Below are 24,404 nucleotides of genomic sequence, written 5' to 3'. Positions count from 1 at the left end.
GCGTGAGGAACGATCATTCTGTAACTGTCGTGCCCGGGGGAACACTATCGTGCGACGCTCCGCGTCGCATGCCGTTCTGGACGCTCCGCGTCCGATCTTGAAGAGGTATCAATCCTCTACGTCGAACTGGTCCTTTATATAGCGGATTTCAGTCCGGCCATGCGGCGCTGGCTGGCCGTCTTCGTCGAGGTTGACGAAGACGATCTTCTCGACAGTCAAAATGCTTTTGCGGGTGATCTTGTTGCGCACCTGGCACTTGAGGGTGATCGAGGTGCGGCCGAATTCTGTGGCGGTGATGCCTAGCTCAATGATGTCGCCCTGACGCGAGGCGCTGACAAAGTTGATTTCAGAGATGTACTTGGTTACCACCCGCTGATTACCCAGTTGAACGATCGCGTAGATCGCCGCTTCTTCATCGATCCAGCGCAGCAGGCTACCGCCGAACAACGTGCCGTTGGGGTTGAGGTCTTCGGGCTTGACCCACTTGCGGGTGTGGAAATTCATGTTCACTCCTGAGCGTCTGGCCGGTAGAGACGTGCATGATGGCAGAGCCGACGGCCCGCGCCCATGCCTGTGTCATAGCGAATGTGCATCGACTCGATTACAGACAGATGGCAATTGTGTGGCCCTTAAACCGACAGAAAGCCTTGGGAAGAATCGCGAGCGCAGCTATACTGCCCAACGTTTCAAAACGGTCATCCACGCTTGATACCGTTCCCGCCACCTGTCCGAGGGGCGCTGCAGCAGGTTTTCCCTGTCAGGCTCGGATGGGGCGTTGTTTGCCAGGACGATCCTCGACCGGCAAACCTTAAACGCACAACGGCGCCCATTCGCATTTTTATGGAATGGAGACTCTCAATGAGTGCTGTAATCACGCCCGCAGAATTTAATGACTACAAGGTTGCCGACATTTCCCTGGCCGCCTGGGGTCGTCGCGAAACCATCATTGCCGAATCCGAAATGCCTGCCCTGATGGGTCTGCGCCGCAAATACGCCGGTGACCAGCCGCTCAAGGGCGCGAAAATTCTCGGCTGCATCCACATGACCATTCAGACCGCCGTGCTGATCGAAACCCTGGTTGCCCTGGGTGCCGAAGTTCGCTGGTCGTCGTGCAACATTTTCTCCACTCAGGACCAGGCTGCTGCGGCCATTGCCGCTGCCGGCATTCCTGTGTTCGCCTGGAAGGGCGAAACCGAAGAAGAATACGAGTGGTGCATCGAGCAGACCATCCTCAAGGATGGCCAGCCATGGGACGCCAACATGATCCTCGACGACGGCGGCGACCTGACCGAGATCATCCACAAGAAATACCCGGCGATGCTGGACAAGATCCACGGCGTCACCGAAGAAACCACCACGGGTGTTCACCGCCTGCTGGACATGCTGGCCAAGGGCGAGCTGAAAATCCCGGCCATCAACGTCAATGACTCGGTGACCAAGAGCAAGAACGACAACAAGTACGGCTGCCGTCACAGCCTGAACGACGCCATCAAGCGCGGCACCGACCACTTGCTGTCCGGCAAGCAGGCGCTGGTGATCGGCTACGGTGACGTGGGCAAGGGCTCGGCCCAGTCCCTGCATCAGGAAGGCATGATCGTCAAAGTGACCGAAGTCGACCCGATCTGCGCCATGCAGGCCTGCATGGACGGTTTCGAGCTGGTCTCGCCATTCATCGACGGCGAAAACGACGGCACCGAAGCAAGCATCGACAAGGCTCTGTTGGGCAAGATCGACCTGATCGTGACCACCACCGGTAACGTCAACGTTTGTGATTCGAACATGCTCAAAGCGCTGAAAAAACGCGCTGTGGTGTGCAACATCGGTCACTTCGACAACGAAATCGACACCGCTTTCATGCGCAAGAACTGGGCATGGGAAGAAGTGAAGCCACAGGTTCACAAGATCCATCGCACCGGCCCAGGCTCGTTCGACGCACAGAACGACGACTACCTGATCCTGCTGGCCGAAGGCCGTCTGGTCAACCTGGGTAACGCCACTGGCCACCCAAGCCGCATCATGGATGGCTCGTTCGCCAACCAGGTTCTGGCGCAGATCTTCCTCTTCGAGCAGAAATACGCTGACCTGGCTCCCGCCAAAAAGGCCGAGCGTCTGACCGTTGAAGTGCTGCCGAAGAAACTCGACGAAGAAGTGGCCCTGGAAATGGTCCGCGGCTTCGGCGGCGTTGTGACCAAGCTGACCAAGACTCAGGCCGATTACATCGGCGTGACCGTCGAAGGTCCGTTCAAGCCGCACGCGTATCGCTACTGATTGATATTCTGTGAAGAGTGCGCGGCGTTCCTGACGCCTCTCACTCTCTCAGTTGGCAATTATCTGTGGGAGCGGACTTGTCCGCGAAGGGGCCTGTGCATTCAATCAAGATGCAGCGTCTGAAATAAAGCCTTCGCGGACAAGTCCGCTCCTACAAAGTATGTGTTCGTTTCTATATCGAGATCGGCCTCCATGAGCCAAGAACGCCGCTTCAGCTTCGAGTTCTTTCCTACCAAGACCGACGCTGGACATGAAAAGCTGCTGACCGTTGCTCGTCAGCTCGCTACGTACAACCCCGATTTTTTCTCCTGCACCTATGGTGCCGGTGGCTCGACCCGCGACCGCACGCTCAATACCGTGCTGCAGCTGGAAAACGAGATCAAAGTCCCTGCTGCGCCGCATTTGTCCTGCGTGGGCGACAGCAAGGACGACCTGCGCAACCTGTTGGCGCAGTACAAGGATGCGGGCATCAAACGCATCGTGGCACTGCGCGGCGACCTGCCTTCCGGCATGGGCATGGCCAGCGGTGAGTTGCGTCACGCCAATGACCTGGTGAGCTTCATTCGCCAGGAAAGCGGCAGCCATTTCCACATCGAAGTCGCCGCCTACCCGGAAATGCATCCGCAGGCGCGCAATTTCGAGGACGACCTCAAGCACTTCGTCAACAAGGCCAACGCCGGCGCCGACAGTGCGATCACGCAATACTTCTTCAACGCCGACAGCTATTTCAACTTCGTCGAGCGGGTCGAGAAGATGGGCGTAAGCATTCCGATCGTGCCGGGCATCATGCCGATCACCAACTACAGCAAGCTCGCACGCTTTTCGGATGCGTGCGGTGCGGAAATCCCGCGCTGGATCCGCAAACAGCTGGAAGCCTATGGCGATGACGTGCAAAGCATTCAGGCGTTTGGCGAAGAAGTCATCACGCAGATGTGTGAACGACTGCTGCAAGGCGGCGCCCCTGGCCTGCACTTCTACACCCTGAACCAGGCAGAATCGAGCCTGGCCGTGTGGAATAACCTGCAATTGCCACGCTGATACCGCTGTAAAGCCGCGATCTGTCGGGCGAATCCCCGGAGATCGCGGCCTGATACACCGTTGGGCAGCAGGAAAGCGGCGTATTGCGTTCGCTCTGTTATACTCCAGCCTTCCCGCCAGGCTTACGCCCGGAGGCCCGGTCTTGCAATCGTCACTCGTTCACGCCAACAGCGCAATTTTCATCAAGCGCAGACGTCACGAGATGCACTGAAGACCCGGCAGGACCGGACGGGATCGCGTTGTCTTTACACGCCATTCGCGCCAGGCAAGACATCCCTTGAGCTTAAGCTCCAACAGAACAGGATTACTCATGTCCTTTGCTTCCCTCGGTCTCTCCGAGGCTTTAGTCCGCGCCATCGAGGCAGCGGGCTATACCCAGCCTACCCCAGTGCAACAGCGGGCCATTCCCGCCGTGTTGCAAGGTCGCGATCTGATGGTTGCGGCACAGACCGGTACTGGTAAAACCGGCGGTTTCGCCCTCCCTATTCTGGAGCGGCTGTTTCCCAATGGTGTTCCGGACAAATCCCAGCGTCATGGCCCGCGCCAACCGCGCGTTCTGGTCCTGACCCCCACCCGCGAACTGGCCGCACAAGTGCACGAGAGCTTCAAGCTCTATGCCCGCGACCTGAAGTTCGTCAGCGCCTGCATCTTCGGCGGCGTCGGCATGAACCCTCAGGTTCAGGCCATGTCCCGTGGCGTGGACGTCCTGGTGGCCTGCCCCGGCCGCCTGCTCGATCTGGCCGGTCAAGGCAGTGTCGATTTGTCCCACGTCGAAATCCTGGTGCTCGATGAAGCAGACCGGATGCTCGACATGGGCTTCGTCCATGACGTCAAGAAGGTCCTCGCGCGGCTGCCGGCCAAGCGCCAGAACCTGCTGTTCTCGGCTACCTTCTCCAATGACATCACGTCGTTGGCCGGCAAGCTGCTGCACAACCCAGAGCGCATCGAAGTCACGCCGCCGAACACCACGGTCGAACGTATCGAGCAACGGGTTTTCCGCCTTGCCGCCAACCACAAGCGTTCACTGCTGGCGCACCTGATTACCGTCGGTGCCTGGGAACAGGTGCTGGTCTTCACCCGCACCAAGCACGGTGCCAACCGTCTGGCCGAGTACCTGGACAAGCACGGCCTCGCGGCTGTCGCGATCCACGGCAACAAGAGCCAGAACGCCCGTACCAAGGCTCTGGCCGACTTCAAGGCAGGTGATGTACGCATCATGGTTGCGACCGATATCGCCGCACGCGGCCTGGATATCGACCAGCTGCCGCATGTCGTCAACTTCGAGCTGCCCAACGTCGACGAAGACTACGTTCACCGTATCGGTCGTACCGGCCGGGCCGGTCGTTCGGGCGAAGCCATTTCCCTGGTTGCGCCGGACGAAGAGAAGCTGCTCAAAAGCATCGAGCGCATGACTAAACAGAAGATCGCCGATGGCGACCTGATGGGCTTCGACATCACCGCAGTCGAGGCTGAAAAACCGGAAGTGCGTGAGCGTCCGGATGTTCGCAACTCTCGTGGTGCACGTCCTGCCGGCGACAAGAACAACGGCGGTCGTCGCGACAAGGGCAAGGACAAAGGCAAGGAAAAACCTGCCGCTGCAGCCGCCACTGGCGAACGCCCTGCAAGGCAGCCACGCGAAAAAAAACCTCGTGAGGGCACGCCTCGCAGCGAACAGCGTGCATCGCAGCCATCCATACCGCGCCCGGCAGCCGATCGTGCGCCGGACGAGTTCCGCGACGACGAAGTAGACAATTTCGGCAATCGTGCTGACTACGTCAGTCCTTATCAGGGCAAAGGCCAGAACCGTGGTCGTCGCCCTGCGGCCGCGCCCGGTGCAGCACCGGCTGCTGGCGGCGCAGCTCGCCCAGCCAATTCGGGTCGACCTGCGGGCGGCGCTCGTAACGGCTCCGGTACTGGCGCGCCAAAGCGCAACGGTTCGGGTTCGTCGGCTCCGCGTTCGCGTGATGGCCAGCCGCGCGGTCGTCGTCCGGCACGTGAAGACCAGCCTTTGCCACGTGAAGGTCAGGAGCCAGCCGTGCGTGCCCCGCGCGACGGTCAGCCTCAGCCGAAGATCGTGCACAAGGAATCCAAGATCGACCGTTTCCCGTCTGCCGAGCAACTGGACCAGTTGCCAACACGCCCACGCGGTGAAAAACCGGCGCTGCTGACCCGCAATCGCGACAGCTGATAGCCACGCAACACTAAAAACGCCCCGACTCGCTCGGGGCGTTTTTGTTTGTCGTGTCGTTCGTTGTGTCGATGATGATCATCGCTCCCACGCTCCGCGTGGTAGCGCAGTCCTGGACGCTCCGCGTCCGATCTTGAGACGGCAGCGCGGCGCCGATCTGTGACGCAAAGCGTCACGAACTGCATGTCAACGCGGAGCATTGACACGATAGTCATCTCAGGAAGTTTCATCGCACCCACAAAAACGCCGACCCAAGGGTCGGCGTTCTGTCGATCAAGCGTGCAATTACTTCTTCTGTACGCCTTCGAAGCTGATGTCCAGATCCAGCGTCTGCGACGTCGGGCCTGGGCCCTTGATGCCGAAGTCGTTCAGGTTCAGCGTCGAAGTACCGTTGAAGCCGGCACGGTAGCCGCCCCACGGATCCTTGCCTTCGCCGTTGAAGGTTGCCTTGATGACGATTGGCTTGGTCACGCCGTGCAGGGTCAGGTCGCCAGTGACGTCAGCCGTTTTCTCGCCAGTCGATTTGACTGCGGTGGAAACGAATTTGGCTTCCGGGTATTTGGCAACGTCCAGGAAATCCTTGCTGGAGATGTGTTTGTCGCGCTCGGCGTGGTTGGTGAACAGGCTGGCGGTTTTCAGCTCGACATTGATTTTGCTGGCTTCAGGCTTGGCAGCGTCGAAGCTGAACGTGCCGTCCCAGTCCTTGAAGGTACCGTGAATGAAGCTGTAGCCCAGGTGGCTGATCTTGAAGTCAACGAATGCGTGTTGACCTTCCTTGTCGATAACGTAGTCGGCGGCCATGGCCTGGCCAGCAGACAACAGTGCGGTACCCAGAGCCAGAGCGGCGAGAGACTTCTTCAACATGCTTTTATTCCCGTTTTGGTTGAACAATCAATTACGACCCAGCATGCGCTTGAGGGTCACATCGCGATCGATGAAGTGGTGCTTCAATGCAGCAAGACCATGGAGCCCCGCGAATATCACGATGACCCATGCCAGATACAGGTGAATCCAGCCCGCCGTTTCTGCCTGATCAGGAAGGCCCGAAACCAGCGCGGGCACATCGAACAGGCCGAATACCGGAATCCCCACGCCGTCGGCGGTGGAAATGAGATACCCGGCGAACATCACGGCAAACAGTGCGACGTACAAAAACAGATGGCCGAATGCAGCACCGATGCGCGTCAACTTACTGTAGCTGGTCAACGGCGGCGGTGGCGGACTGAGCAGACGCCAGACCACGCGGATCAGCATGATCGCAAACAGCGTGATGCCGATGCTCTTGTGCAGATCAGGGCCCGCCTTGCGCCACGTATCGTAGTAATCCAGCCCGACCATCCACAGCCCCAGCGCAAACATTCCAAACACGACAGCAGCCACACCCCAGTGCAGCACCATGCTGACCAGACCGTAGCGAGAGGATGAATTACGTAGCTGCATTACCAGTACCTTGTCAGAAGTGTTACCAGACTAGCTTTTTATCTATCGAATGAAAGCGCAAAATTTCGCTCGGACGTATCGAACAATACGATAGGTCTGCTTGACCTTTCGTACGCCGGTTCTGCTGGTTACACCAACACCTGACAGGCTTTACAGCATCTCAGGCTGTCCTCGCTGCGGCAGCATCTCGATAATTTGCTGTCAGTAATACTTTGCAATGACCATCGGCCGTTCGATACCGATGAACGGCATGATCCGCTCAGATATCCCCAGCCCACATAGACAGAACGAATTCAGCGCGCATAAAAAAAGGACGCGGTATACACCGCGTCCTCTTTCGCTCAGCTATTGCCCGGTCAGTTGTTAACGTCTGCGGGCGCTGTTTCAGCAGGGGTTTTGGCAGGAGCCGGCTTGCTCTGAGCCTTTTTCGCTGCCTCTTTTTTCGCAGCTTCCTTTTTTGCTGCTTCTTTCTTCGCCGCTTCTTTTTTGGCGGCTTCCTTGCTCTGCGGCTTTTTCGCAGGTTCAGCCTTGGTCGCCGGTTTCTTCGCAGGCTCGGCTTTAACCGGCGGCTTGGCAGGCTGAACAACCGGTGCAACCACGGGCGCCGGAGCAACAGCCGGTGCAGGCGCTGGAGCAAGCTCTACAGCCTTCTCTACCGGAGCAGGTGCCGGGGCCGGTTCTTCAGCACCACCAAACATGCGCGAGAAGAAGCCTGGCTTGTCGGCCTGCGGCTTGGCAGGTTCAGCCGGTTTGTCGGACGAACCGCCAAACATGTTGCTGAAGAAATTGCCTTCGGACTTCTGCGAAGCCGGGGCCGGCGCTTTCGGCGGTGCAACCTTGACCGGTTCGAACGACTTGCCAGCCGCCAGATCCTGGACTTGACCAGCCGCACGCTGACCGCTGCGCAAGGCACCTTCCAGAGTGCCGGGGTACAAGGTGTCGGTGTGCTCGCCAGCGAAGGCTACGCGCAGAATCGGCCGCTCCCACAGACGCCAGTATTTACTGATCTGGCCGGGACCGAATGCCAGGTAGGAACCACCCGTGGACGGGTCGACGCTGTAACGGCGAATTTCATAGCCGGTGTAGGCGCCACGTGCTTCAGGGTAGAACGCATGCAGACGGATCAATACCTGATCAACCATCTGCTTGTCGCCGAAGGCCTGCATGATGCGTGCGTTGTCGCCGGACAGGTTGATCACCACGTTGGCGCCGCCCTTGAGCGCGGGCTCTACCCACAGCATGCCCAGACCGGTGTTGCTGAACACTTCACCGGACATGCGTGCCTTGCTGTCCCAGACCGGAGTCTTGAACTTGAGCATGATCTGGTCGCGCCAGCCGTAGTTGGTGCTCTTGATCGCACCCATGTGCTGAGCGTCCAGCGCAGGTGTCATCTGGATCTTGCCCAGCGAGCGCAGCGGTACGGCCATAACCACGTAATCTGCGGTGTAGCTGGTTGCGCCAGCCTTGACGGTGACCTTGTCCTTTTCCTGAACGACTGCCGTCACCGGCGAGTTGGTCTTGACGGTCTTGAGCTGCTTGACGAACGCCTGGGTCAGCACCGCACTGCCACCGGGCAGGCGCGCAGCACGCAAGTCACGCTCGTCGACCGAGCGATAAACCCGCGATTGCTGGGCGAGGTACAGCAACGACAGGCGCGAAGGCTCGTCGTAGCGGGTACGGATCTGCTGGTTGATCAACTGACGCGCCGTGGCCGGCAGGTTCAGGCGGTCCAGCCAGTTGGCGACGTTGATCTGGTCCAGCGCGAACAAGGTGCTGTTGGACGCCGGGTTTTCCGGGTCGTCAACCGAGCGCGCGAGGTTATCCAGCGTGTCGTTGTAGCGCTTGATGGCTTCGGCGGTCGCAGGCTGTTTGATGGCCAGGTCAGCCTGGGTGAAGTACACACCGTCGATCAGGTAGCCGGGCGTGCGCACGAATTCAGGCGCGGGCACGGTCGTCAGCTTGAAGCTGTCCAGGTAGCGGTTCAGCACCGGCTGAGCCTTGGTGTTGCCGATCCACTCGCTGGGCGCCAGACCGGAACGTCCGCCCAGGCTGGGCTTGGCTTCCAGTAGCGTCACCTGCCAGCCTTTGGCCTGCAGTTCATAGGCAGCGGTCAAGCCTGCCAGACCACCACCGACGACAATGGCGGTTCGTTGTTTTTCATCGGCGAGCGTCGAAACGCTGACCAACCCTGCCACTATCAGCGCACAGGCGCGCAGCCACCCAGAAAGCATTCGGCGAACTCCAGAAAACATAGGGAAGATTGGGCAAGTCAGCCCGGCACATCGACTTGCTGCGCAGGATACGCGAGCCATCAAATAGCCGCCAGCAATGTCCATCAGCCGTTAAAACTGCATCAAAGGTTGTTCCGCAGCCGGGCATTGCATAGGCTTGCGCGATTGTTCGTCCTCGCATCAGGCGAGTCGCTACCCGGAGATTGAAAATGGGCCTCAATGACCAGTGGATGCAACGTGACCTGAAGGTCCTGTGGCACCCCTGCACCCAGATGAAAGACCACGAAAATCTGCCGTTGATACCGATCAAGCGCGGTGAAGGCGTATGGCTTGAAGACTTCGAAGGCAAGCGTTATCTGGACGCTGTCAGTTCCTGGTGGGTCAACGTTTTCGGGCACGCCAACCCGCGCATCAACCAGCGCATCAAGGATCAGGTCGACCAGCTGGAGCACGTGATTCTTGCCGGTTTCAGTCACCAGCCGGTCATCGAGCTGTCCGAGCGGCTGGTTAAACTCACGCCCGAAGGCCTGACCCGCTGCTTCTACGCCGACAATGGCTCATCGTGCATTGAAGTCGCGCTGAAGATGAGCTTTCACTACTGGCTCAATCGCGGCCAGCCGGACAAGAAACGCTTCGTCACCCTGACCAACAGCTACCACGGCGAGACTATGGCGGCGATGTCGGTGGGCGACGTGCCGCTGTTTACCGAAACCTACAAGGCGCTGCTGCTCGACACCATCAAGGTACCGAGCCCCGACTGCTATCACCGCCCGGACGGCATGAGCTGGGAAGAGCATTCGCGCAACATGTTCGCCGCCATGGAACAGACCCTCGCCGAACACCATGCCAGCGTTGCAGCAGTAATCGTCGAACCGCTGATTCAGGGCGCAGGCGGCATGCGCATGTATCACCCGGTCTACCTCAAGCTGCTGCGCGAAGCCTGCGACCGCTACGGCGTGCACCTGATCCACGATGAAATCGCCGTGGGTTTCGGCCGCACCGGCACCATGTTCGCCTGTGAACAAGCGGGTATCCGCCCGGATTTCCTCTGCCTGTCCAAGGCCCTGACCGGTGGTTACCTGCCGCTGGCAGCCTGTCTGACCACCGACGATGTGTACGACGCGTTCTACGACGACTACCCGACCCTGCGCGCGTTTCTGCACTCACACAGTTACACCGGCAACCCGCTGGCCTGTGCTGCGGCGCTGGCGACACTGGATATCTTCGAGCAGGACAACGTCATCGAGAACAACAAGGCCCTGGCGCAGCGTATGGCGACAGCCACGGCGCATCTGGCCGATCATCCGCACGTCGCGGAAGTGCGTCAGACCGGCATGGCCATCGCTATCGAAATGGTTCAGGACAAAGCCACCAAGACCGCCTACCCGTGGCAGGAACGACGTGGCATGAAGGTCTTTCAGCATGCGCTGGAGCGCGGTGCATTGCTGCGACCACTGGGCAGTGTGGTGTATTTTCTGCCGCCGTACGTGATTACCCCGGAGCAGATCGACTTTCTGGCCGAGGTGGCCACCGAGGGCATTGATATCGCTACGCGCAGCAGTGTCAGTGTTGCCGTGCGCGAGAACTTTCATCCGGATTTCAGAGATCCGGGCTAGGGCTGGAATTTGCGGCGCCGCGAAAGGGCCATCACAAAACAACACCGGAACCGAGACACACCATGAGACTCTCCCGCTTTTTTACTGAAGCGCCGCTTAGCCTGGGCGAGCACGAACTGCCTGAGGCCCAGGCGCATTACATCAGCCGCGTGCTGCGCATGACCGAAGGTGACGCGCTGCAACTGTTCGACGGATCGGGCCAGGAGTTTCGCGGCACCTTGCTGGAAGTCGGCAAGAAGCGCGTGCATGTGCAACTGACCGAAAGCTTTGCCGGGCAAGTCGAGTCAGGGCTGCGCATTCATCTGGGCCAGGGCCTGTCGCGTGGTGAACGCATGGACTGGGCTATTCAGAAGGCTACCGAGCTGGGCGTCGGCGAAATTACCCCGATTGTCAGCGAGCGCTGTGAGGTGCGTCTCAAGGACGAGCGCGCCGAGAAGCGCCAGGCGCATTGGCAACAGATCGCAATCAGCGCCTGCGAGCAGTGCGGTCGCTCGGTGGTGCCGGTAATTCATGCGCCGATGCCGCTGGCCGAGTGGATCAAGCATACCGAGGCCGACCTGAAACTGGTCCTGCACCCGGTGGCCGAGCCGCTGACCAGCCATGACAAGCCAGCCAGCCTGGCCTTCCTGATTGGTCCGGAAGGCGGCTTGAACGACGCAGAAGTCGATCAGGCGCAAGCCGCTGGCTTCCACGCCGCGCGCCTCGGCCCGCGCGTTCTGCGCACTGAAACCGCCCCGGTGGTCGCGCTCAGCGTGGCGCAACAGCTGTGGGGCGATTTTTGATCATTTGATGCGTCCTCAAACGCGCTGCACGCTCAGAATCAGACACCGGCTCGCTCCCACAAGGATTTGCATTTACCCAGCCATTGAGGCCTGAACCTGGCCATTTTCACAGCACATAAAAACAAATCGCCACGAAGTGCATCAAACTGCCGCCAATGACGAACAGGTGCCAGATGCCGTGAAAGTGGCGGATCTGGTCGTAGGCGAAGAACAGAATGCCGACGGTGTACAGCACACCGCCGCCGGCCAGCCAGATGAAGCCCGCCAGGCCGAGCGCAGCAATCAGTGGTTTGACCGCCACGAGGACGATCCAGCCCATCACGGCGTAGATCACGATGGACATGATTCGCGCTTCAGAGCGGGGTTTTATCTCCTGCACAATGCCGATCAGCGCCAGCCCCCAGACAATTCCGAACAGGGTCCAGCCCCATGCGCCGCGCAATGTCACTAGACAGAACGGCGTGTAACTGCCCGCAATCATCAGGTAGATCGAAAAGTGATCGACCTTCTGCATGATCGATTTCGAACGGCCCTTGACGCTGTGGTAGATCGTCGAAACGCTGTACAGCGTGACCAGACAGGCGCCATAGATCGCAATGCTGACCACCTTCCAGACATCGCCGTGCAGACTCGCCATCACCAATAGCCAGATTGCGCCGACACCGGCCAGTACTGCGCCCACCAGGTGGGACCAGGCGTTGAATTTTTCTCCGTAATACATCCGCTCAATACCCTCTTGTGGCAAAACACTGGGAGCAGAGGCTCGCGGTTATTGAAACAAATCGCAACACCCTGTTTCAGTGACGGATATTTTAAGCAGCTATCGGCGCACGACTTGTGCACAATCAGCGCACATCAATAACCAGCGCCACGACATGCAGATCGATGACGAACTGACGCTCAAGAAACTGGAAATATTCCTGGCCTTCATGCGCACCGGCAATCTGGCGCGGGCGGCGGAGGAGTTGCAGACCAGCAACGTCAGCGTGCACCGCGCCATTCACTCGTTGGAAAGCGCCCTGCGTTGCCCGCTGTTCAAACACGAAGGCCGCAACCTTACGCCGCTGGAAAGCGCGTATGTGCTGGAAGAGCGTGCGCAGAAGCTGGTGCAGGATGTGCTCGCCACCGTAGAGCTGACCCGTCAGGCGGCAGGCTTTTCGGCGGCACGCTTCCGCCTTGGGGCTTTGTATTCACTGACCGTCAAGACGGTGCCGCAGCTGATCATGGGCCTGAAAATCCGCCGCAGCGAGCTGAATATCGATCTGATTCTGGGTTCGAACATGGACCTGCTGTACAAGCTCAAGAACATGGAAGTCGACGCCATGCTGGTGTCGCTTGATGAAAGCACCCATGACCCGGACTGCGAGCAGCTGGCGTTGTTTTCCGACGATATCTTCCTGGCTGTGCCCACCGATTCGCCGTTTGCCGAGCACAGCGAGGTGGATCTCAGCGACCTGCGTGAAGCGACATTTATCACCCTCACCCAAGGCTTTGCCACTCATCGCGATGGCATACGGGTGTTTCAGCAGGCCGGGTTCGAGCCCAAAGTAGCGATGCAGGTCAATGACATCTTCACCCTGCTGAGCATGGTCAGTTCCGGCGTCGGCTATGCGCTGCTGCCGGGGCGCATAGCCGCAGTGTATGAAAACCGCGTGCGGCTGATTCCATTGCAGAGCCGCTACCGGATGCAGCAACACATCGGCATGGTCTTTCTCAAGTCCAGAGAGCGAGACCCTAACCTGCTGGCGCTGCTGGCCGAGTGTCGGATGTATGCGAATCGCCTGCTGGAGCAGGCGACCTGATCGAAGGGATCTAACCGACGATTGCGCGCACGATGAAATACAGCACCGACGGCCCCAACAGACAGCCCAGTCCGGTATGAAAAGTGGCGGTCAGCGCGCCATAAGGCACCAGACGCCGATCCGTTGCCGCCAGCCCTGCGGTAACGCCGCTGACAGTACCCGCCAGACCACCGAAAACCATCGCCGAACGCGGGTTGTCCAGCCCCATCCAGCGCGCCGCCACGGGCGTACCGACCATCACCAGAATCGCCTTGATCAGGCCGGTGGCAATCGACAGGGCCATCACGTCGGAGGTCGCACCCAACGCAGCACCGGTCACCGGGCCGACGATGTAGGTCACAGCACCCGCGCCAATGGTGGTCATGCTGATTGCATCGCGGTAGCCAAACACCCAGGCAATGCTCGCGCCCACGATAAACGGCAGAATCGTGCCCAACAGCAAGGCAATTGCTCCGATCAGCCCGGCCTTGCGTGCCTCGGTTGCCTGCACTTCAAAGGCAGTCGCCACGATGGCGAAGTCACGCAACATCGCCCCGCCCATCAGGCCGATGCCTGAGAACAGCGCCATATCGGCAAGCCCCTTCTGGCCGCCGGTCAACGTGCCGCCGACCCAGGCCAGAATCAGCCCGATGACAATCGCGATGGCCGAGCCATGCACCCGGCCGAACGTCAGGCGCTTTGAAAGCACCACCGAGACCCACATGATGATACCGACGAAGGCAAATGCGGTGATCAGCCCGTTGTGTTCAAGTCCTTTCTCGATGAGGTCCCACATATCAGCGACCTCCAGCCGGGGCTATTTCAGGCTTGATCACAGGCGTCAGCAGCGGCTCTTCCTTGGGTAAAGGCTCGCCGCGATTGGTGCGGCTGATCACTGCGATGGTGCAGGCGCAGAGCACCACAGAACCGACAGCGGCCAATACCGCCACCGGCCCGCCCTTGAGTGCGGTCACAACGTTTTGTTGCGCGGCCATCGCCACCACGACCGGTATGTACAGCGCGCCCCAGAAACCCACGCCCATTTCGCAGTCCTTGGTCATGCCGCCGTGTTTCTGCATCCACAGACGTGCGCAGATCAACAGGATCATGGCGATCCCGACCCCGCCCACATTGGATTTCACGCCCAGCAGAACGCCGAGCATGTCACCGAGAATCACGCCCGCGAGCGTGCAGATAGCCAGTAGTGCAACACCATAGATAATCATTGTTGTTATTCCTCTGTTTGCATTGCTGAAGTTGTTGTTTTTGTCCTTCGTAGCAGCTGCACGGCGGCTCTATGGAGTGCGGCGAACCTCCTCGTGCGACAGCGCGATCAGGCTGTCCAGACGCGCAGCCTGAAAGGCCAGCGCTGTTCCTTGCTGGAAGACTTTGCGCGCCAGCCCGGTCAACACGGCACCGGGCGGCAATTCGATGTGCAGGCGCACGCCTCGCTCCCAGGCAGTTTCCACGGTGCTGCGCCAGTCGATGACCCGGCACATGTTGAAGGCCAGGTCATCACGCAGTTTTTCGGCATTCAGCAGCGGACGCGCCGTGCTGCCGCTGAGGTAACGTATCTTCGGCGCCTGCAACGCAACCCTTGAAAAGGCTTCTGCCAGTTGCTGCGCGGGAGCTTCCAGCAAGGCGCAATGCGACGGCACGCTGACCGCAAGACGCTTGACCGCCGCGGCCCCCGACGCCTTGGCCAAATGACTGACCTGCTGCATCGCCTCGACGCTGCCCGAGATCACCATCTGGTTGTCGGCGTTGATATTGGCGAGAAACACCGGCATTTGCGGGCTGTGTACTTGCCTGATCAGCGCCTCGACCTGTGTCTGGTCCAGACCGATCACCGCAGTCATGCCATAACCTTCGGGCCAGGCGTTCTGCATCAACTCGCCGCGCAACGCGACCAGGCGCACGGCATCGTCAAAGGCCAGCGCCCCGGAGATCACCGCTGCCGGATAAGCGCCGATGGACAACCCTGCAACGTAATCCGGCACACAGTCACGCGCCTGCAACAGACGGGCGCAGGCGACACCGGCGATCAACAGGCAAAGCTGGACGGCGCGGGTCGCTTGCAGCGCCTGAGTGCTGTCCAGCGCCAGTACGTCTTCGCCAAGAGCATCGGCAGCTTCCTGCAGGCAATCGTGGACGACAGGGGCGTCGGGTAATTGATGCAGCATGCCGGCCTGCTGCGCGCCCTGACCGGGAAACACCCACAGGCTGCTCATGCGCACGCCCCGATCAGATGCCACGGATCTGCAACCAGCCGCGCCCCTGCTGCGGTCTTGAGCAACACCCGCCCCGCCGGGCGCGCCCATTCACGCAGCGCCACAGCGCCATGATCGAGTTGCAGCTGCACATCGACCCGGCAGACCGATGTTTCCAGCGCCTCGACCAATTCGGCTGCGCAACTGCGACTTAACGGCTCAGACGTACGCAAAATCAGGTCCAGATCGCTGTCCTGATTCAACGCCGCAATACCACTGGCCAATTCGAACCCGGCGCTGCCACCGACACCCCAGACCAGTTCCAGCGCATCCATCACCGGGCGGACCTGGCGCAAGGCACGCAATGCGGGCCAGTCCTGAGTATTCTCGGTCGGGCACAAGACCAGTTGCTCGGGGATTACCCGCCGATAGACATCAGCCAGCAGCATGCTCGCGGCATAGCGCTGCTCACGACCGTAGCCGCGCAACCCTACGGCCACCTGACCGGCTGGCATGGCCTGCCGACGCACCACGACCGGCTGCCCGGCCAACACCGTTTCAACCGCCCATTTGGGCGCATCGTCCGGCAAGGCAGACAGTGGCATGCCCCACAGCAAATCATGGGGCAGTACTGCGCAAGCGCTGTCGATCACCATTGCGCCCGCAGCAACTGGCGTACGGTGGCCGATGCCGCACGATTGCTCGCGCCCAGGCGGCTGCTCAGGTCGACCCCGCTGGCCCGTACGTCTCTGATCGCACTGCTGAGGACATTGCGAACCTGAGTCAGGTCATCCGCAGTGGGCTGCTCGATCTGGCTGACCGAGAGGGTTTCCCACAGCAGACCAAGGCTGGCATAGCTGTCGATGTCGTAGGCCATTGGCGGGATGCTGGCGGCGAGCTTTTCCAGGTCTTCGACACTGCGCAGCGTTACCCGAGCGGCGGAAGCCTTGCCCATCGCATGCACCATCACGCCGGGATCACGCAGTGCGATCAACCGATTGGCCTGATACCCGTGGGCCAGAAATGCGCCGGACATAGCCTTGCCGACCAGCAGACCAATCACCGCATGCCCAGCAAGACGCGCCCGCGCATAGCTGTCCACCGCACCGGCCAGCGCCTGATGAATGCCCAGCGCTTCTTCGCGGCGACCATAGGCCTGGCTCGGCACATCGACAATCGCAATCAGTGCACGTTTTTCGGCGCGGTCGCGGTCCTGCTCGATGGCATCATCCACAGCTTTGGCCAGGCCACAGCCTTCCAGCAGACCGACCTCGCCCTGACGCGCCCGAGGGAAACGATTGCCGGTATCGGCAACCACCGCCACAAAGCGCACTGGCTGGTCGCCCAGCAAGCCATCGGCGACCTTGAGCGAGGCAGGCAGACCGTCAACTTGCGTAGCACCTGCGCTCAACGCGTTGAACCAGTGCAAACCCCGTTGTGAATAGCTCATGACCGGGCTCCTTGATAAAGGGTACGTACACTCTGCGGATCGATTTGCGCTTCGGTGTGGAGGCTGGTGAGGCGCTGCAAAAACAGTTCGTACTGGCTGCTGCGATGCGCTGCCGGTACGCCCTGCTTGAGCCAGCCGCTGACCTGCTGCCGGATATCGGCCACATCGTCTGCGGCAAAACCGTCCACCAGATCACTGGCAAACCGCTGCTCGCCACCGGTCAGGCTCCAGATAAACGGGCGGTCACGGGAATCGTATTCTTCTATGCCGGCTTCCTGCTCGATCACCTGCGGGCCGTTCAGGCCCAAGCGGGCTTCCTGGGTCACCAGCAAATAGCTGCACAAGCCCGCAGCAATGGACATCCCGCCAAAACAGCCGACGCTGCCCGCCACTACGCCGATTACCGGCTGGTACTGACGCAAGTCGACCATCGCGGCATGAATCTCGGCAATCGCCGCCAGACCCAGATTGGCTTCCTGCAAACGCACACCACCGGTTTCCAGCAGCACGATGGCTGCGGTGGGAATACCGTTGCGGTTGTCTTCGGCGGCCAGCTCAAGCGCACCGGCCATTTTCGCACCGCCGACTTCGCCCATGCTGCCGCCCTGAAACGAGCCTTCAATGGCCGCAATGACTACCGGCCGCCCGTCAACAGTGCCCTTGGCAACCACCACGCCATCGTCAGCTTGAGGGACAACGCCTTGTCTGGCAAGCCAGGGCGACATGACGCGATCAAACGGGCCAAGCAATTCGCGGAAGCTGTCGGCATCCAGCAGAGCGCGGGCGCGCTGCCGGGCACCGAGCTCGATGAAACTGTGCTGGCTCAGCAAACGTGCGTTATCAGTCATGACCGATCTCCTCGAAGCCCTGATCCAGACGCAAGCGCACCACGCCGGGCGTGGCCCCGAAGTCGTGGATGTCGATGCTCAGCGCAGGCGGGGTCTGGCCGTCGAACATGCGCTCGAAAAGATGTTTCCAACGCAGCGAGGCACCGTTGACCGAGGTCACCACCTGAATTGATAGCTTGCCTGGCGAACCGGGCTCCAGCAGCACTTCCAGATCGCCCGAGCCAACCACACCTACCAGCGCGCGGCCTTTGGGCGGCTGTCCGGCAGGGAATTCAAAAGACAGGGTTTCCATTTCAGACACTCCTCGAAACACGGCCGAGCGCAGGCTCCAGGCCGTCGATAAACAGGCAGGCAGCCAGCAGATCAGCCGCGCCGCCAGGCGAAGCATTCAGCGCCAGCAGTTGCTGATCCAGTTGGTTCAGTGCGCGGCGCCCGGCAAGGCTGGCACTGCCGCCAACGTCCAGCACGTGCTGAGCGCCGCGCTGCATGGTGTGCAAGCCTTCGATACCGGCACGATGCAGCACGCAGGTGTCGGACAGGGTGGTCATGATCGCCAGCAGCGCATCCAGCCGGGCGTTCTGCTCGCCACTGCCCGCCGCGCGACTGCGTTGCAGTTGCGGCAAGGCGAAATCCCTGACTGCCGGGAAGCCTTGCTGCGCCTGTTCCCGGGCGCCCATTACACCGTAACGGCGAACCACTTCATTACCGTGACTGCCTTGCACGAGCACCTGGCGGTCCTTGATCTGCGCCAGGCTGGCAGCCCGCGCGAAGACGGCTTCGGGTGCGCAGTTGCGGGCATCCAGCGCGGCAGCTGTCACCAGCAGGCCCAGCGCCCAGATCGCACCTCGATGAGTATTCACGCCCAGGGTGGTGCGCAGCATCGTCGCTTCACCTTCGCGACCGAGACGGCCGAGCGCCTCACGTAATGGCTGGCCCACTGTGTTGAATTGCCCAGCGGCGTCAGCCATTAACTTGAAGGTCGGCCACAGTGACAGCGCCGAGGAGTGCATCAGGCCCAGGTGCAGGTCGGTGTGTGCGCCGCTGCCACGCCGGTCCACCAGTGCAGGTTTGGGCGACAGGTCGGCTTCGGCGATCAGGGCATCGACGGCCAGATCGGCCAGTCGCTCGGCAAGCGAAGCAGCTAGCGGTGTCAATTGAAGTGCGCTCATCACCAACTCCTGAATTTGGCAGGCGGGCTGTACAAACCACCGGACCACTGAACCAGATCGGCAATGCTCTTGGCCGCAAGCAGTTCACGGCTGGCATCGGTGCGCCGGATGCCGAGGTCTTCCGGCAGCGCGATCAACCCTTCACGACGCATACGTGCGGTGTCTTTCGGGTTATGGCGCAAGCCGATCACGGTCACGCCCGCCACGGCGGCAATCATCGCCTGACGCTCTTCCAGGCTGCGCGCCTTGTAGAGGTAGGCGATGCCTTCTTCGGTCAACAAATGAGTGACGTCGTCGCCGTAGATCATGATCGGTGCCAGCGGCATGCCGCTTTTCTTCGCCACTTCTACAGCGTCCAGCGTTTCAACGAAGGTCGGCTTGCCGCCCTCCTGAAACGTCTCGACCATCTGCACCACGAGCTTTTTGCCGCGCTCCAGATAGGCATCCGGGCCGCTCTCGTTCTGTTGGCGCATGTCCAGCCATGCCGGGGTGGCATGACGTCGGCCGCGCGGATCATGGCCCATGTTCGGTGCGCCGCCAAAACCTGCCAGCCTGCCACGGGTGACGGTCGAGGAATGCCCGTCTCCATCCACCTGCAAAGTCGCGCCGATAAACAGGTCAACGGCATATTGGCCAGCCAGCTGACAGAGTTGGCGATTGGAACGCAGCGAGCCATCGCGCCCGGTGAAGAACACATCCGGGCGCGCAGCAATGTAGTTTTCCATGCCCAGTTCGGTGCCGAAGCAATGCACGCTCTCGACCCAACCGCTTTCGATGGCCGGGATCAGTGTCGGATGCGGGTTAAGCGTCCAGTTACGGCAGATCTTGCCCTTGAGGCCCAGCGACTCGCCGTAAGTCGGCAGAATCAGTTCAATGGCTGCGGTATTGAAGCCAATGCCGTGGTTCAGCGACTGAACGTTGTGTTTTTCGTAGATGCCGCGAATCGCCATCATCGCCATCAATACGTGCACCGGCTTGATGTGGCGTGGGTCGCGGGTGAACAGCGGCTCGATGTAGAACGGCTTGTCGGCCACCACCACAAAATCGACCCACGAGGCCGGAATGTCCACCCGAGGCAGTTCGCTGACGTCATCCACCAATTGATTGACCTGAACGATGACGATGCCATCGCTGAACGCAGCCGGCTCGATCAGCGCGGGGGTGTCTTCGGTGCTCGGGCCGGTGTAGATGTTGCCTGCCCGGTCGGCCATGAAGCCTGCGGCCAGCACCACGTTGGGGATCAGGTCCACCACCAGCCGCGAATACAGTTCGATGTAGGTGTGGATCGCACCGATTTCCAACAGGCCGTCTTCCAGCAGTTGGCTGATGCGCAGGCTTTGTGTGCCGGCAAACGAGAAGTCCAGTTTGCGTGCGATGCCTTGCTCGAAAAGGTCCAGATGCTCGGCGCGGCCAACGCTCGGCATGATCATGTGCAGGTCATGCACCTTGCCCGGATCGACTTTGGCCAGCGCGCGGGACAGGAAGTCCGCCTGCTTCTGGTTGTTGCCCTCAAGCACCACCCGATCACCGGAAACCAGCAAGGCCTCCAGCGCCGCGACAATCTTGTCGGTCGGCAGCACTACGCCATCGGCCAGCGCCCGCACCTGCTCCAGACGCCGCTGCTTCTCGGTGCGACGACGTGTCCAGTGTGCGTCGGGGGAAGTTGTTGTTGTCATGATCGCTCCACGATTTTGCTGTCGTGGGCCACCTTAGGAGCGATAGGGGCACGCATCAATCAAGCAGCGAGGCGAATCGTTACGGCTGGAGTAACGATAGTAAAAGTGTTCGTTTTTTGATCACCTTTATTGGTGCCCGTAACATCCGCGAAACGCCCTGCTGATCTTTGTGTAGGACCGGTCTTTAACAGAACTTCTGCGCACCTGAGTAGCGGTTTTACGCCTAGCCTTCAGGCTTCCAGAACTCAAAGGAAGCACTGCCATGTCGTTCATAGTCAGGGAAGGCGATCTCACCACCACGGGCGGCTTTGTGCTGGCCGCATCGGCAAGCGAGGTCATTGACCTGCGTCGCGTGGCCCGCATGGGCGACCCGGTGTGGTGTCCGGCATGCGGGGAAATTGGTTTCATTGCCCAGGGCAACCCGACATATGTCGACGATCTGGTGGCGGTTGCCACGCAGGGACATGCAGTGGAGTGCGGCTGCAAACCCGGCAGCAACCGCCTGAGCGCCTCGCAGGAACACGTTCAGGCCGACATGGACGCTGCTGTCACCATCTCCACCGAACTGGCCTCGGCCGCGCGGCTGCATGCAGAGCACCTGGCCTGCTCATTGAGAGACGGCAGCTATACGCCCGAGGTGCTCCGGCCACGATGATTTCTGTGTCTGAGCGTTATGCATAAGTCTTGAGATGCTCACAGATTGGCTTCTGCCCGCAGGGCGTGGGAGCGAACTTGTTCGCGAATACGGTAGTTCAGACGATACATTTTCTGTGACTATACCGGCCCTTTCGTGAACAAGTTCACTCCCACGGCCTTCGGCCAGAATCAAAAGCGGACTTGTGTATAACGCTGAGTGCTACGCGCGGTGCATACCCATCACGGATGGGCATTGGTCTCCAGCAAGTGATGCAGGTCAACGAACTGCTGCGTCAGCTTGTGACGGGGGTCCAGGTGGATCAGCAGCAGGCTGGCCTGATGCGACTCACGCATTTTCACCGATGCGCCCAGGTAGACCGGCAACACCGGCAGCCCCTCGGCTATCAGCTCGTCGAGCATCTGCTGCGGCAGGCTGGCTCGGGGCTGGAACTGGTTGACGATGATGCCTTCAACCTGAAGATCTTCGTTGTGATCCTCTTTCAGCTCCTCGATCTCGCGCATCAGTCCGTACAGCGCCTGTCGGGAAAAGCTGTCGCAGTCGAACGGAATCAATACACGATCAGACGCAATAAGCGCCGAAACCGCATAAAAGTTCAGTGCTGGCGGCGTATCCAGATAAATCCGCTCGTAATCCTCACTCAGTTCGTCGAGCAGTTTGCGCAGCTTGTTGATCTTGTGCTTTGCCTCAAGTTTGGGCTGCAAGTCGGCAAGCTCGGCAGTGGCCGTGACCACATGCAGGTTATCGAACGGTGTTTCATAGATATCGACGTGGTTTTTCTTGGCGAACGGTGCTGCTGACAGTGTGTTCTTGAAGAACTCGGCAATACCCATCGGAATATCCTGACCGGTAAGGCCGGTGAGGTACTGAGTCGAGTTGGCTTGGGCATCGAGATCGATCAACAACGTCCGATAGCCTTCGTGAGCGCTGACTGCAGCCAGATTGCAGGCGATGCTCGATTTGCCTACACCGCCCTTCTGATTGAATACCACGCGACGCATGCTTTGGGTTCCTTGACAGATGAAGAAACAGCAGGTGTGGCCGATAACGACCTTAAGAGGTGTAGAGTCTAGGCAGTACATATGACAACAGCGAGCTTATCGCAAAACGGCACGTACCTGCCTGTCATCCTAAAGCCAGACTTGAACTTTAAAATACACGTCTGTAAACGATTTTTATGTAACAAATTTGCTAGTAATGACCCCCATCGGGATAATGCGCGCACTCGGTCAAATTACCGCACCCAGGCTGATATCTACCTGATATCGATGTAGCGAGAAACGAGCCCGCAGGGGCGGGAAGAGAAGTTTTGATCACCTTCAACATTGCACGATGGCATGCCTGGGCTCCGGGCCTGGCGAGCGCGGACGACTGGCTGCAATGGAGCCGCAATCCGACGCTACTGGAAACCAGTGATGCCGCGCCAGACGTGTCTTTCCTGCCTGCCATGCAACGTCGCCGCCTGGGCCGCATGGCCAGAATGGCATTTGCCGTCGGCTGGCCATTGACTGAAGGCTTGGGGCGCGTACCGCTGGTGTTTGTCTCGCGCCACGGAGAAACCCCGAGAACGTTTGAAATTCTGCGCGATCTGGCTGCGAACGAGCCGGTTTCACCGACCCAGTTCAGCCTTTCAGTGCATAACGCAGTGATTGGCCTGTGGTCGATCATGCGCGGTGAAACAAGTGAGATGACAGCCCTGGCCGCCGCAGGCGACGGGCTGGAGTATGGAGCGTTCGAGGCCGCAGCGTTGTTGGCCGAGGGTGCAGAAGCAGTATTGCTTGTGGTGACTGAAGAGCAGCCACCACACGCTTATGCACAATGGATTGATGACGTGCCCTTTCCCTACGCGGTCGGCTTGCTGCTGACGCCCGGCAACGAGTGGGAATTGTCTTTGCACAGCGACACACAAGGGAACCCGCAGACTCGATGGCCCCACGCATTGAATCTGCTGCAAGCCTTGCACACTGATCAATCCGTCTGCCTGCACCCCTGGAATAACCGGTTATGGAACTGGCAACGCAAGAACTGAAAAAACGTCAGGATGCTTATTACTGGCGTTTGCTGGCAACCGCCTTCAGCTTTGCCCTCTTCGGGCTCAGCGGCCTGTGCCTGCGCTTGTTCGTTTTTCCGGTACTGAGTTGCCTGCCCGGCAGTGTAGCCAGTCATCAGCGCCGCGCCAGGCGGACCATCAGCCGCCTGTTCTGGCTGTTCATCCGCATCATGGCGCGCATGGGCGTGTTGACCTACGAGGTACAGGGTGCCGAAAAGCTTGGCCGCCCCGGGCAGATGATCATTGCCAACCACCCGTCATTGATCGACGTGGTGTTCCTGATCGGGCTGGTGCGTGACGCCAATTGCGTGGTCAAGCGCAGCCTGTGGGAAAACTCGTTCACCCGTGGCCCGGTGCGCTCCGCAGGTTACATCAGCAACGACGGCAGCATGGACATGCTCGATGCCGCCGTGGAGCGCCTGCAAAGCGGCCAGACACTGATTATTTTCCCCGAAGGCACCCGCACCCAGCCGGGTCAGCCGCCGGTCTTTCACCGGGGCGCGGCCGCCATTGCACTGCGTGGCGCGAGCATGATCACTCCGGTGACCATCAAGGTCCAGCCGACCACTCTGACCAAGGCCGAGCCCTGGTATCGCATTGCACAACGCCGCGTGCACTTCAGTTTGCGCGTCGGTGCCGATATAGACCCCACCGCCTTCAGTTCGCTGGGTCCGCCGCCCGTGGCGTCCCGCAAGCTCAACGATTACCTGCATGACTATTTCACCAAGGAGCTCGCCTCAGATGAGCGATCTGCACCAGGACATTAAATTGTTGATCATCGATGCCCTGGGCCTCGAAGACATCACTCCGGAAGATATCGGCAACGATATGACGCTATTCGGCGAAGGACTGGGACTGGACTCGGTGGATGCGCTCGAACTGGGCCTGGCCATCCAGAAGCGCTATGGCATCAAGATCGATGCCGATGCAAAGGACACCCGTAACCATTTCGCCAGCGTCGACAGCCTTGCGGCCTTCGTCAGCGCCAGACAACCGGCCTGA

25 protein-coding genes and 1 riboswitch are annotated in these 24,404 nt (G+C 60.1%); of the genes, 10 read left to right on the top strand and 15 right to left on the bottom strand.

Annotated elements, in window-relative coordinates; all coding sequences use genetic code 11:
* Positions 1-108: 108 nt before the first annotated feature.
* Positions 109-504 carry an acyl-CoA thioesterase gene (locus AC4ANK_RS03250; RefSeq protein ID WP_002551711.1) on the bottom strand — a complete coding sequence of 132 codons (396 nt, stop codon included), beginning with the start codon at positions 502-504 and terminating at the stop codon, positions 109-111.
* A gap of 220 nt (positions 505-724) precedes the next feature.
* Positions 725-835: riboswitch (S-adenosyl-L-homocysteine riboswitch) on the top strand.
* Positions 836-858: 23 nt separating this feature from the next.
* Between AC4ANK_RS03250 and ahcY the strand changes: the two genes are divergently transcribed.
* From ahcY to rhlE2, 3 genes are all read left to right on the top strand, one after another.
* On the top strand, positions 859-2,268 hold the full coding sequence (gene ahcY / locus AC4ANK_RS03245; protein ID WP_031595025.1) for an adenosylhomocysteinase: 1,410 nt from the start codon (positions 859-861) through the stop codon (positions 2,266-2,268).
* A 192-nt stretch (positions 2,269-2,460) separates the two neighbouring features.
* Entirely contained in the window at positions 2,461-3,306 is an 846-nt protein-coding gene (gene metF / locus AC4ANK_RS03240) for a methylenetetrahydrofolate reductase [NAD(P)H] (protein WP_002551709.1), read from the top strand.
* A 310-nt stretch (positions 3,307-3,616) separates the two neighbouring features.
* Complete coding sequence (rhlE2, locus tag AC4ANK_RS03235; protein WP_002551708.1) at positions 3,617-5,494, top strand: RNA helicase RhlE2; 1,878 nt, start codon at positions 3,617-3,619, stop codon at positions 5,492-5,494.
* Between the two features lie 285 nt (positions 5,495-5,779).
* Here rhlE2 and AC4ANK_RS03230 read toward each other — a convergent pair whose 3' ends face one another.
* From AC4ANK_RS03230 to AC4ANK_RS03220, 3 genes are all read right to left on the bottom strand, one after another.
* A complete protein-coding gene (locus AC4ANK_RS03230; RefSeq protein WP_002551707.1) occupies positions 5,780-6,358 on the bottom strand; it encodes a YceI family protein in 579 nt (192 codons plus the stop codon).
* A 27-nt stretch (positions 6,359-6,385) separates the two neighbouring features.
* Positions 6,386-6,934, bottom strand: a complete 549-nt coding sequence (locus tag AC4ANK_RS03225; RefSeq protein WP_002551706.1) for a cytochrome b — start codon at positions 6,932-6,934, stop codon at positions 6,386-6,388.
* 356 nt (positions 6,935-7,290) lie between these two features.
* Positions 7,291-9,165, bottom strand: coding sequence for a flavin monoamine oxidase family protein (locus AC4ANK_RS03220; RefSeq protein WP_002551705.1), 1,875 nt, complete (start codon positions 9,163-9,165; stop codon positions 7,291-7,293).
* Positions 9,166-9,374: 209 nt separating this feature from the next.
* On the opposite strand from AC4ANK_RS03220, the gene AC4ANK_RS03215 reads away from it, so the two are divergent.
* Positions 9,375-10,781 carry an adenosylmethionine--8-amino-7-oxononanoate transaminase gene (locus AC4ANK_RS03215; RefSeq protein WP_002551704.1) on the top strand — a complete coding sequence of 469 codons (1,407 nt, stop codon included), beginning with the start codon at positions 9,375-9,377 and terminating at the stop codon, positions 10,779-10,781.
* Positions 10,782-10,843: 62 nt separating this feature from the next.
* Positions 10,844-11,563: a 16S rRNA (uracil(1498)-N(3))-methyltransferase gene (locus tag AC4ANK_RS03210; RefSeq protein WP_002551703.1), complete on the top strand. Its 720-nt coding sequence runs from the start codon at positions 10,844-10,846 to the stop codon at positions 11,561-11,563.
* Positions 11,564-11,669: 106 nt separating this feature from the next.
* Here the strand turns inward: AC4ANK_RS03210 and trhA are convergent, their stop codons facing one another.
* Positions 11,670-12,284 (bottom strand): PAQR family membrane homeostasis protein TrhA, encoded by a 615-nt coding sequence (gene trhA, locus AC4ANK_RS03205; RefSeq protein ID WP_002551702.1) that lies wholly within the window; start codon positions 12,282-12,284, stop codon positions 11,670-11,672.
* 154 nt (positions 12,285-12,438) lie between these two features.
* Here trhA and AC4ANK_RS03200 point away from each other — a divergent pair, with 154 nt between their 5' ends.
* The gene (locus tag AC4ANK_RS03200) at positions 12,439-13,365 is read left to right on the top strand and encodes a LysR family transcriptional regulator (RefSeq protein WP_005731031.1); all 927 of its coding nucleotides are present in this window, start codon (positions 12,439-12,441) and stop codon (positions 13,363-13,365) included.
* 10 nt (positions 13,366-13,375) lie between these two features.
* Here AC4ANK_RS03200 and madM read toward each other — a convergent pair whose 3' ends face one another.
* The 9 genes from madM to mdcA all read right to left on the bottom strand — a co-directional run bounded on the left by madM (position 13,376) and on the right by mdcA (position 20,697).
* On the bottom strand, positions 13,376-14,140 hold the full coding sequence (madM, locus tag AC4ANK_RS03195) for a malonate transporter subunit MadM (RefSeq protein ID WP_002551700.1): 765 nt from the start codon (positions 14,138-14,140) through the stop codon (positions 13,376-13,378).
* A gap of 1 nt (position 14,141) precedes the next feature.
* Positions 14,142-14,570, bottom strand: a complete 429-nt coding sequence (madL, locus tag AC4ANK_RS03190; protein ID WP_002551699.1) for a malonate transporter subunit MadL — start codon at positions 14,568-14,570, stop codon at positions 14,142-14,144.
* Between the two features lie 69 nt (positions 14,571-14,639).
* A complete protein-coding gene (gene mdcH / locus AC4ANK_RS03185; RefSeq protein WP_002551698.1) occupies positions 14,640-15,575 on the bottom strand; it encodes a malonate decarboxylase subunit epsilon in 936 nt (311 codons plus the stop codon).
* A complete protein-coding gene (locus AC4ANK_RS03180; RefSeq protein ID WP_031594996.1) occupies positions 15,572-16,210 on the bottom strand; it encodes a malonate decarboxylase holo-ACP synthase in 639 nt (212 codons plus the stop codon). The genes mdcH and AC4ANK_RS03180 overlap by 4 nt, the downstream gene beginning before the upstream one ends.
* Positions 16,204-17,004, bottom strand: coding sequence for a biotin-independent malonate decarboxylase subunit gamma (gene mdcE / locus AC4ANK_RS03175; protein ID WP_002551696.1), 801 nt, complete (start codon positions 17,002-17,004; stop codon positions 16,204-16,206). The genes AC4ANK_RS03180 and mdcE overlap by 7 nt, the downstream gene beginning before the upstream one ends.
* Positions 17,001-17,852 (bottom strand): biotin-independent malonate decarboxylase subunit beta, encoded by an 852-nt coding sequence (locus AC4ANK_RS03170; RefSeq protein ID WP_002551695.1) that lies wholly within the window; start codon positions 17,850-17,852, stop codon positions 17,001-17,003. The genes mdcE and AC4ANK_RS03170 overlap by 4 nt, the downstream gene beginning before the upstream one ends.
* Positions 17,845-18,144, bottom strand: a complete 300-nt coding sequence (locus tag AC4ANK_RS03165; protein WP_002551694.1) for a malonate decarboxylase subunit delta — start codon at positions 18,142-18,144, stop codon at positions 17,845-17,847. The genes AC4ANK_RS03170 and AC4ANK_RS03165 overlap by 8 nt, the downstream gene beginning before the upstream one ends.
* A gap of 1 nt (position 18,145) precedes the next feature.
* Positions 18,146-19,021: a triphosphoribosyl-dephospho-CoA synthase gene (locus tag AC4ANK_RS03160; protein ID WP_002551693.1), complete on the bottom strand. Its 876-nt coding sequence runs from the start codon at positions 19,019-19,021 to the stop codon at positions 18,146-18,148.
* On the bottom strand, positions 19,021-20,697 hold the full coding sequence (gene mdcA / locus AC4ANK_RS03155) for a malonate decarboxylase subunit alpha (RefSeq protein ID WP_002551692.1): 1,677 nt from the start codon (positions 20,695-20,697) through the stop codon (positions 19,021-19,023). Before mdcA ends, AC4ANK_RS03160 begins: the two co-directional genes overlap by 1 nt.
* Before the next feature lie 262 nt (positions 20,698-20,959).
* Here mdcA and AC4ANK_RS03150 point away from each other — a divergent pair, with 262 nt between their 5' ends.
* The gene (locus AC4ANK_RS03150) at positions 20,960-21,352 is read left to right on the top strand and encodes a PAAR domain-containing protein (protein WP_002551691.1); all 393 of its coding nucleotides are present in this window, start codon (positions 20,960-20,962) and stop codon (positions 21,350-21,352) included.
* Between the two features lie 221 nt (positions 21,353-21,573).
* Here AC4ANK_RS03150 and AC4ANK_RS03145 read toward each other — a convergent pair whose 3' ends face one another.
* The gene (locus AC4ANK_RS03145; RefSeq protein ID WP_002551690.1) at positions 21,574-22,353 is read right to left on the bottom strand and encodes a ParA family protein; all 780 of its coding nucleotides are present in this window, start codon (positions 22,351-22,353) and stop codon (positions 21,574-21,576) included.
* A gap of 308 nt (positions 22,354-22,661) precedes the next feature.
* On the opposite strand from AC4ANK_RS03145, the gene AC4ANK_RS03140 reads away from it, so the two are divergent.
* The 3 genes from AC4ANK_RS03140 to AC4ANK_RS03130 are packed head-to-tail and all read left to right on the top strand — an operon-like array spanning position 22,662 to position 24,404.
* Complete coding sequence (locus AC4ANK_RS03140; RefSeq protein WP_002551689.1) at positions 22,662-23,381, top strand: beta-ketoacyl synthase chain length factor; 720 nt, start codon at positions 22,662-22,664, stop codon at positions 23,379-23,381.
* Entirely contained in the window at positions 23,357-24,169 is an 813-nt protein-coding gene (locus AC4ANK_RS03135) for a lysophospholipid acyltransferase family protein (RefSeq protein WP_002551688.1), read from the top strand. The genes AC4ANK_RS03140 and AC4ANK_RS03135 overlap by 25 nt, the downstream gene beginning before the upstream one ends.
* Entirely contained in the window at positions 24,144-24,404 is a 261-nt protein-coding gene (locus tag AC4ANK_RS03130; RefSeq protein ID WP_002551687.1) for a phosphopantetheine-binding protein, read from the top strand. The genes AC4ANK_RS03135 and AC4ANK_RS03130 overlap by 26 nt, the downstream gene beginning before the upstream one ends.

This window comes from Pseudomonas sp. Pmew2 (assembly GCF_058129885.1).
The sequence above is the reverse complement of the archived record's forward strand: the minus strand, read 5'-3'. Positions and strand labels throughout refer to the sequence as shown.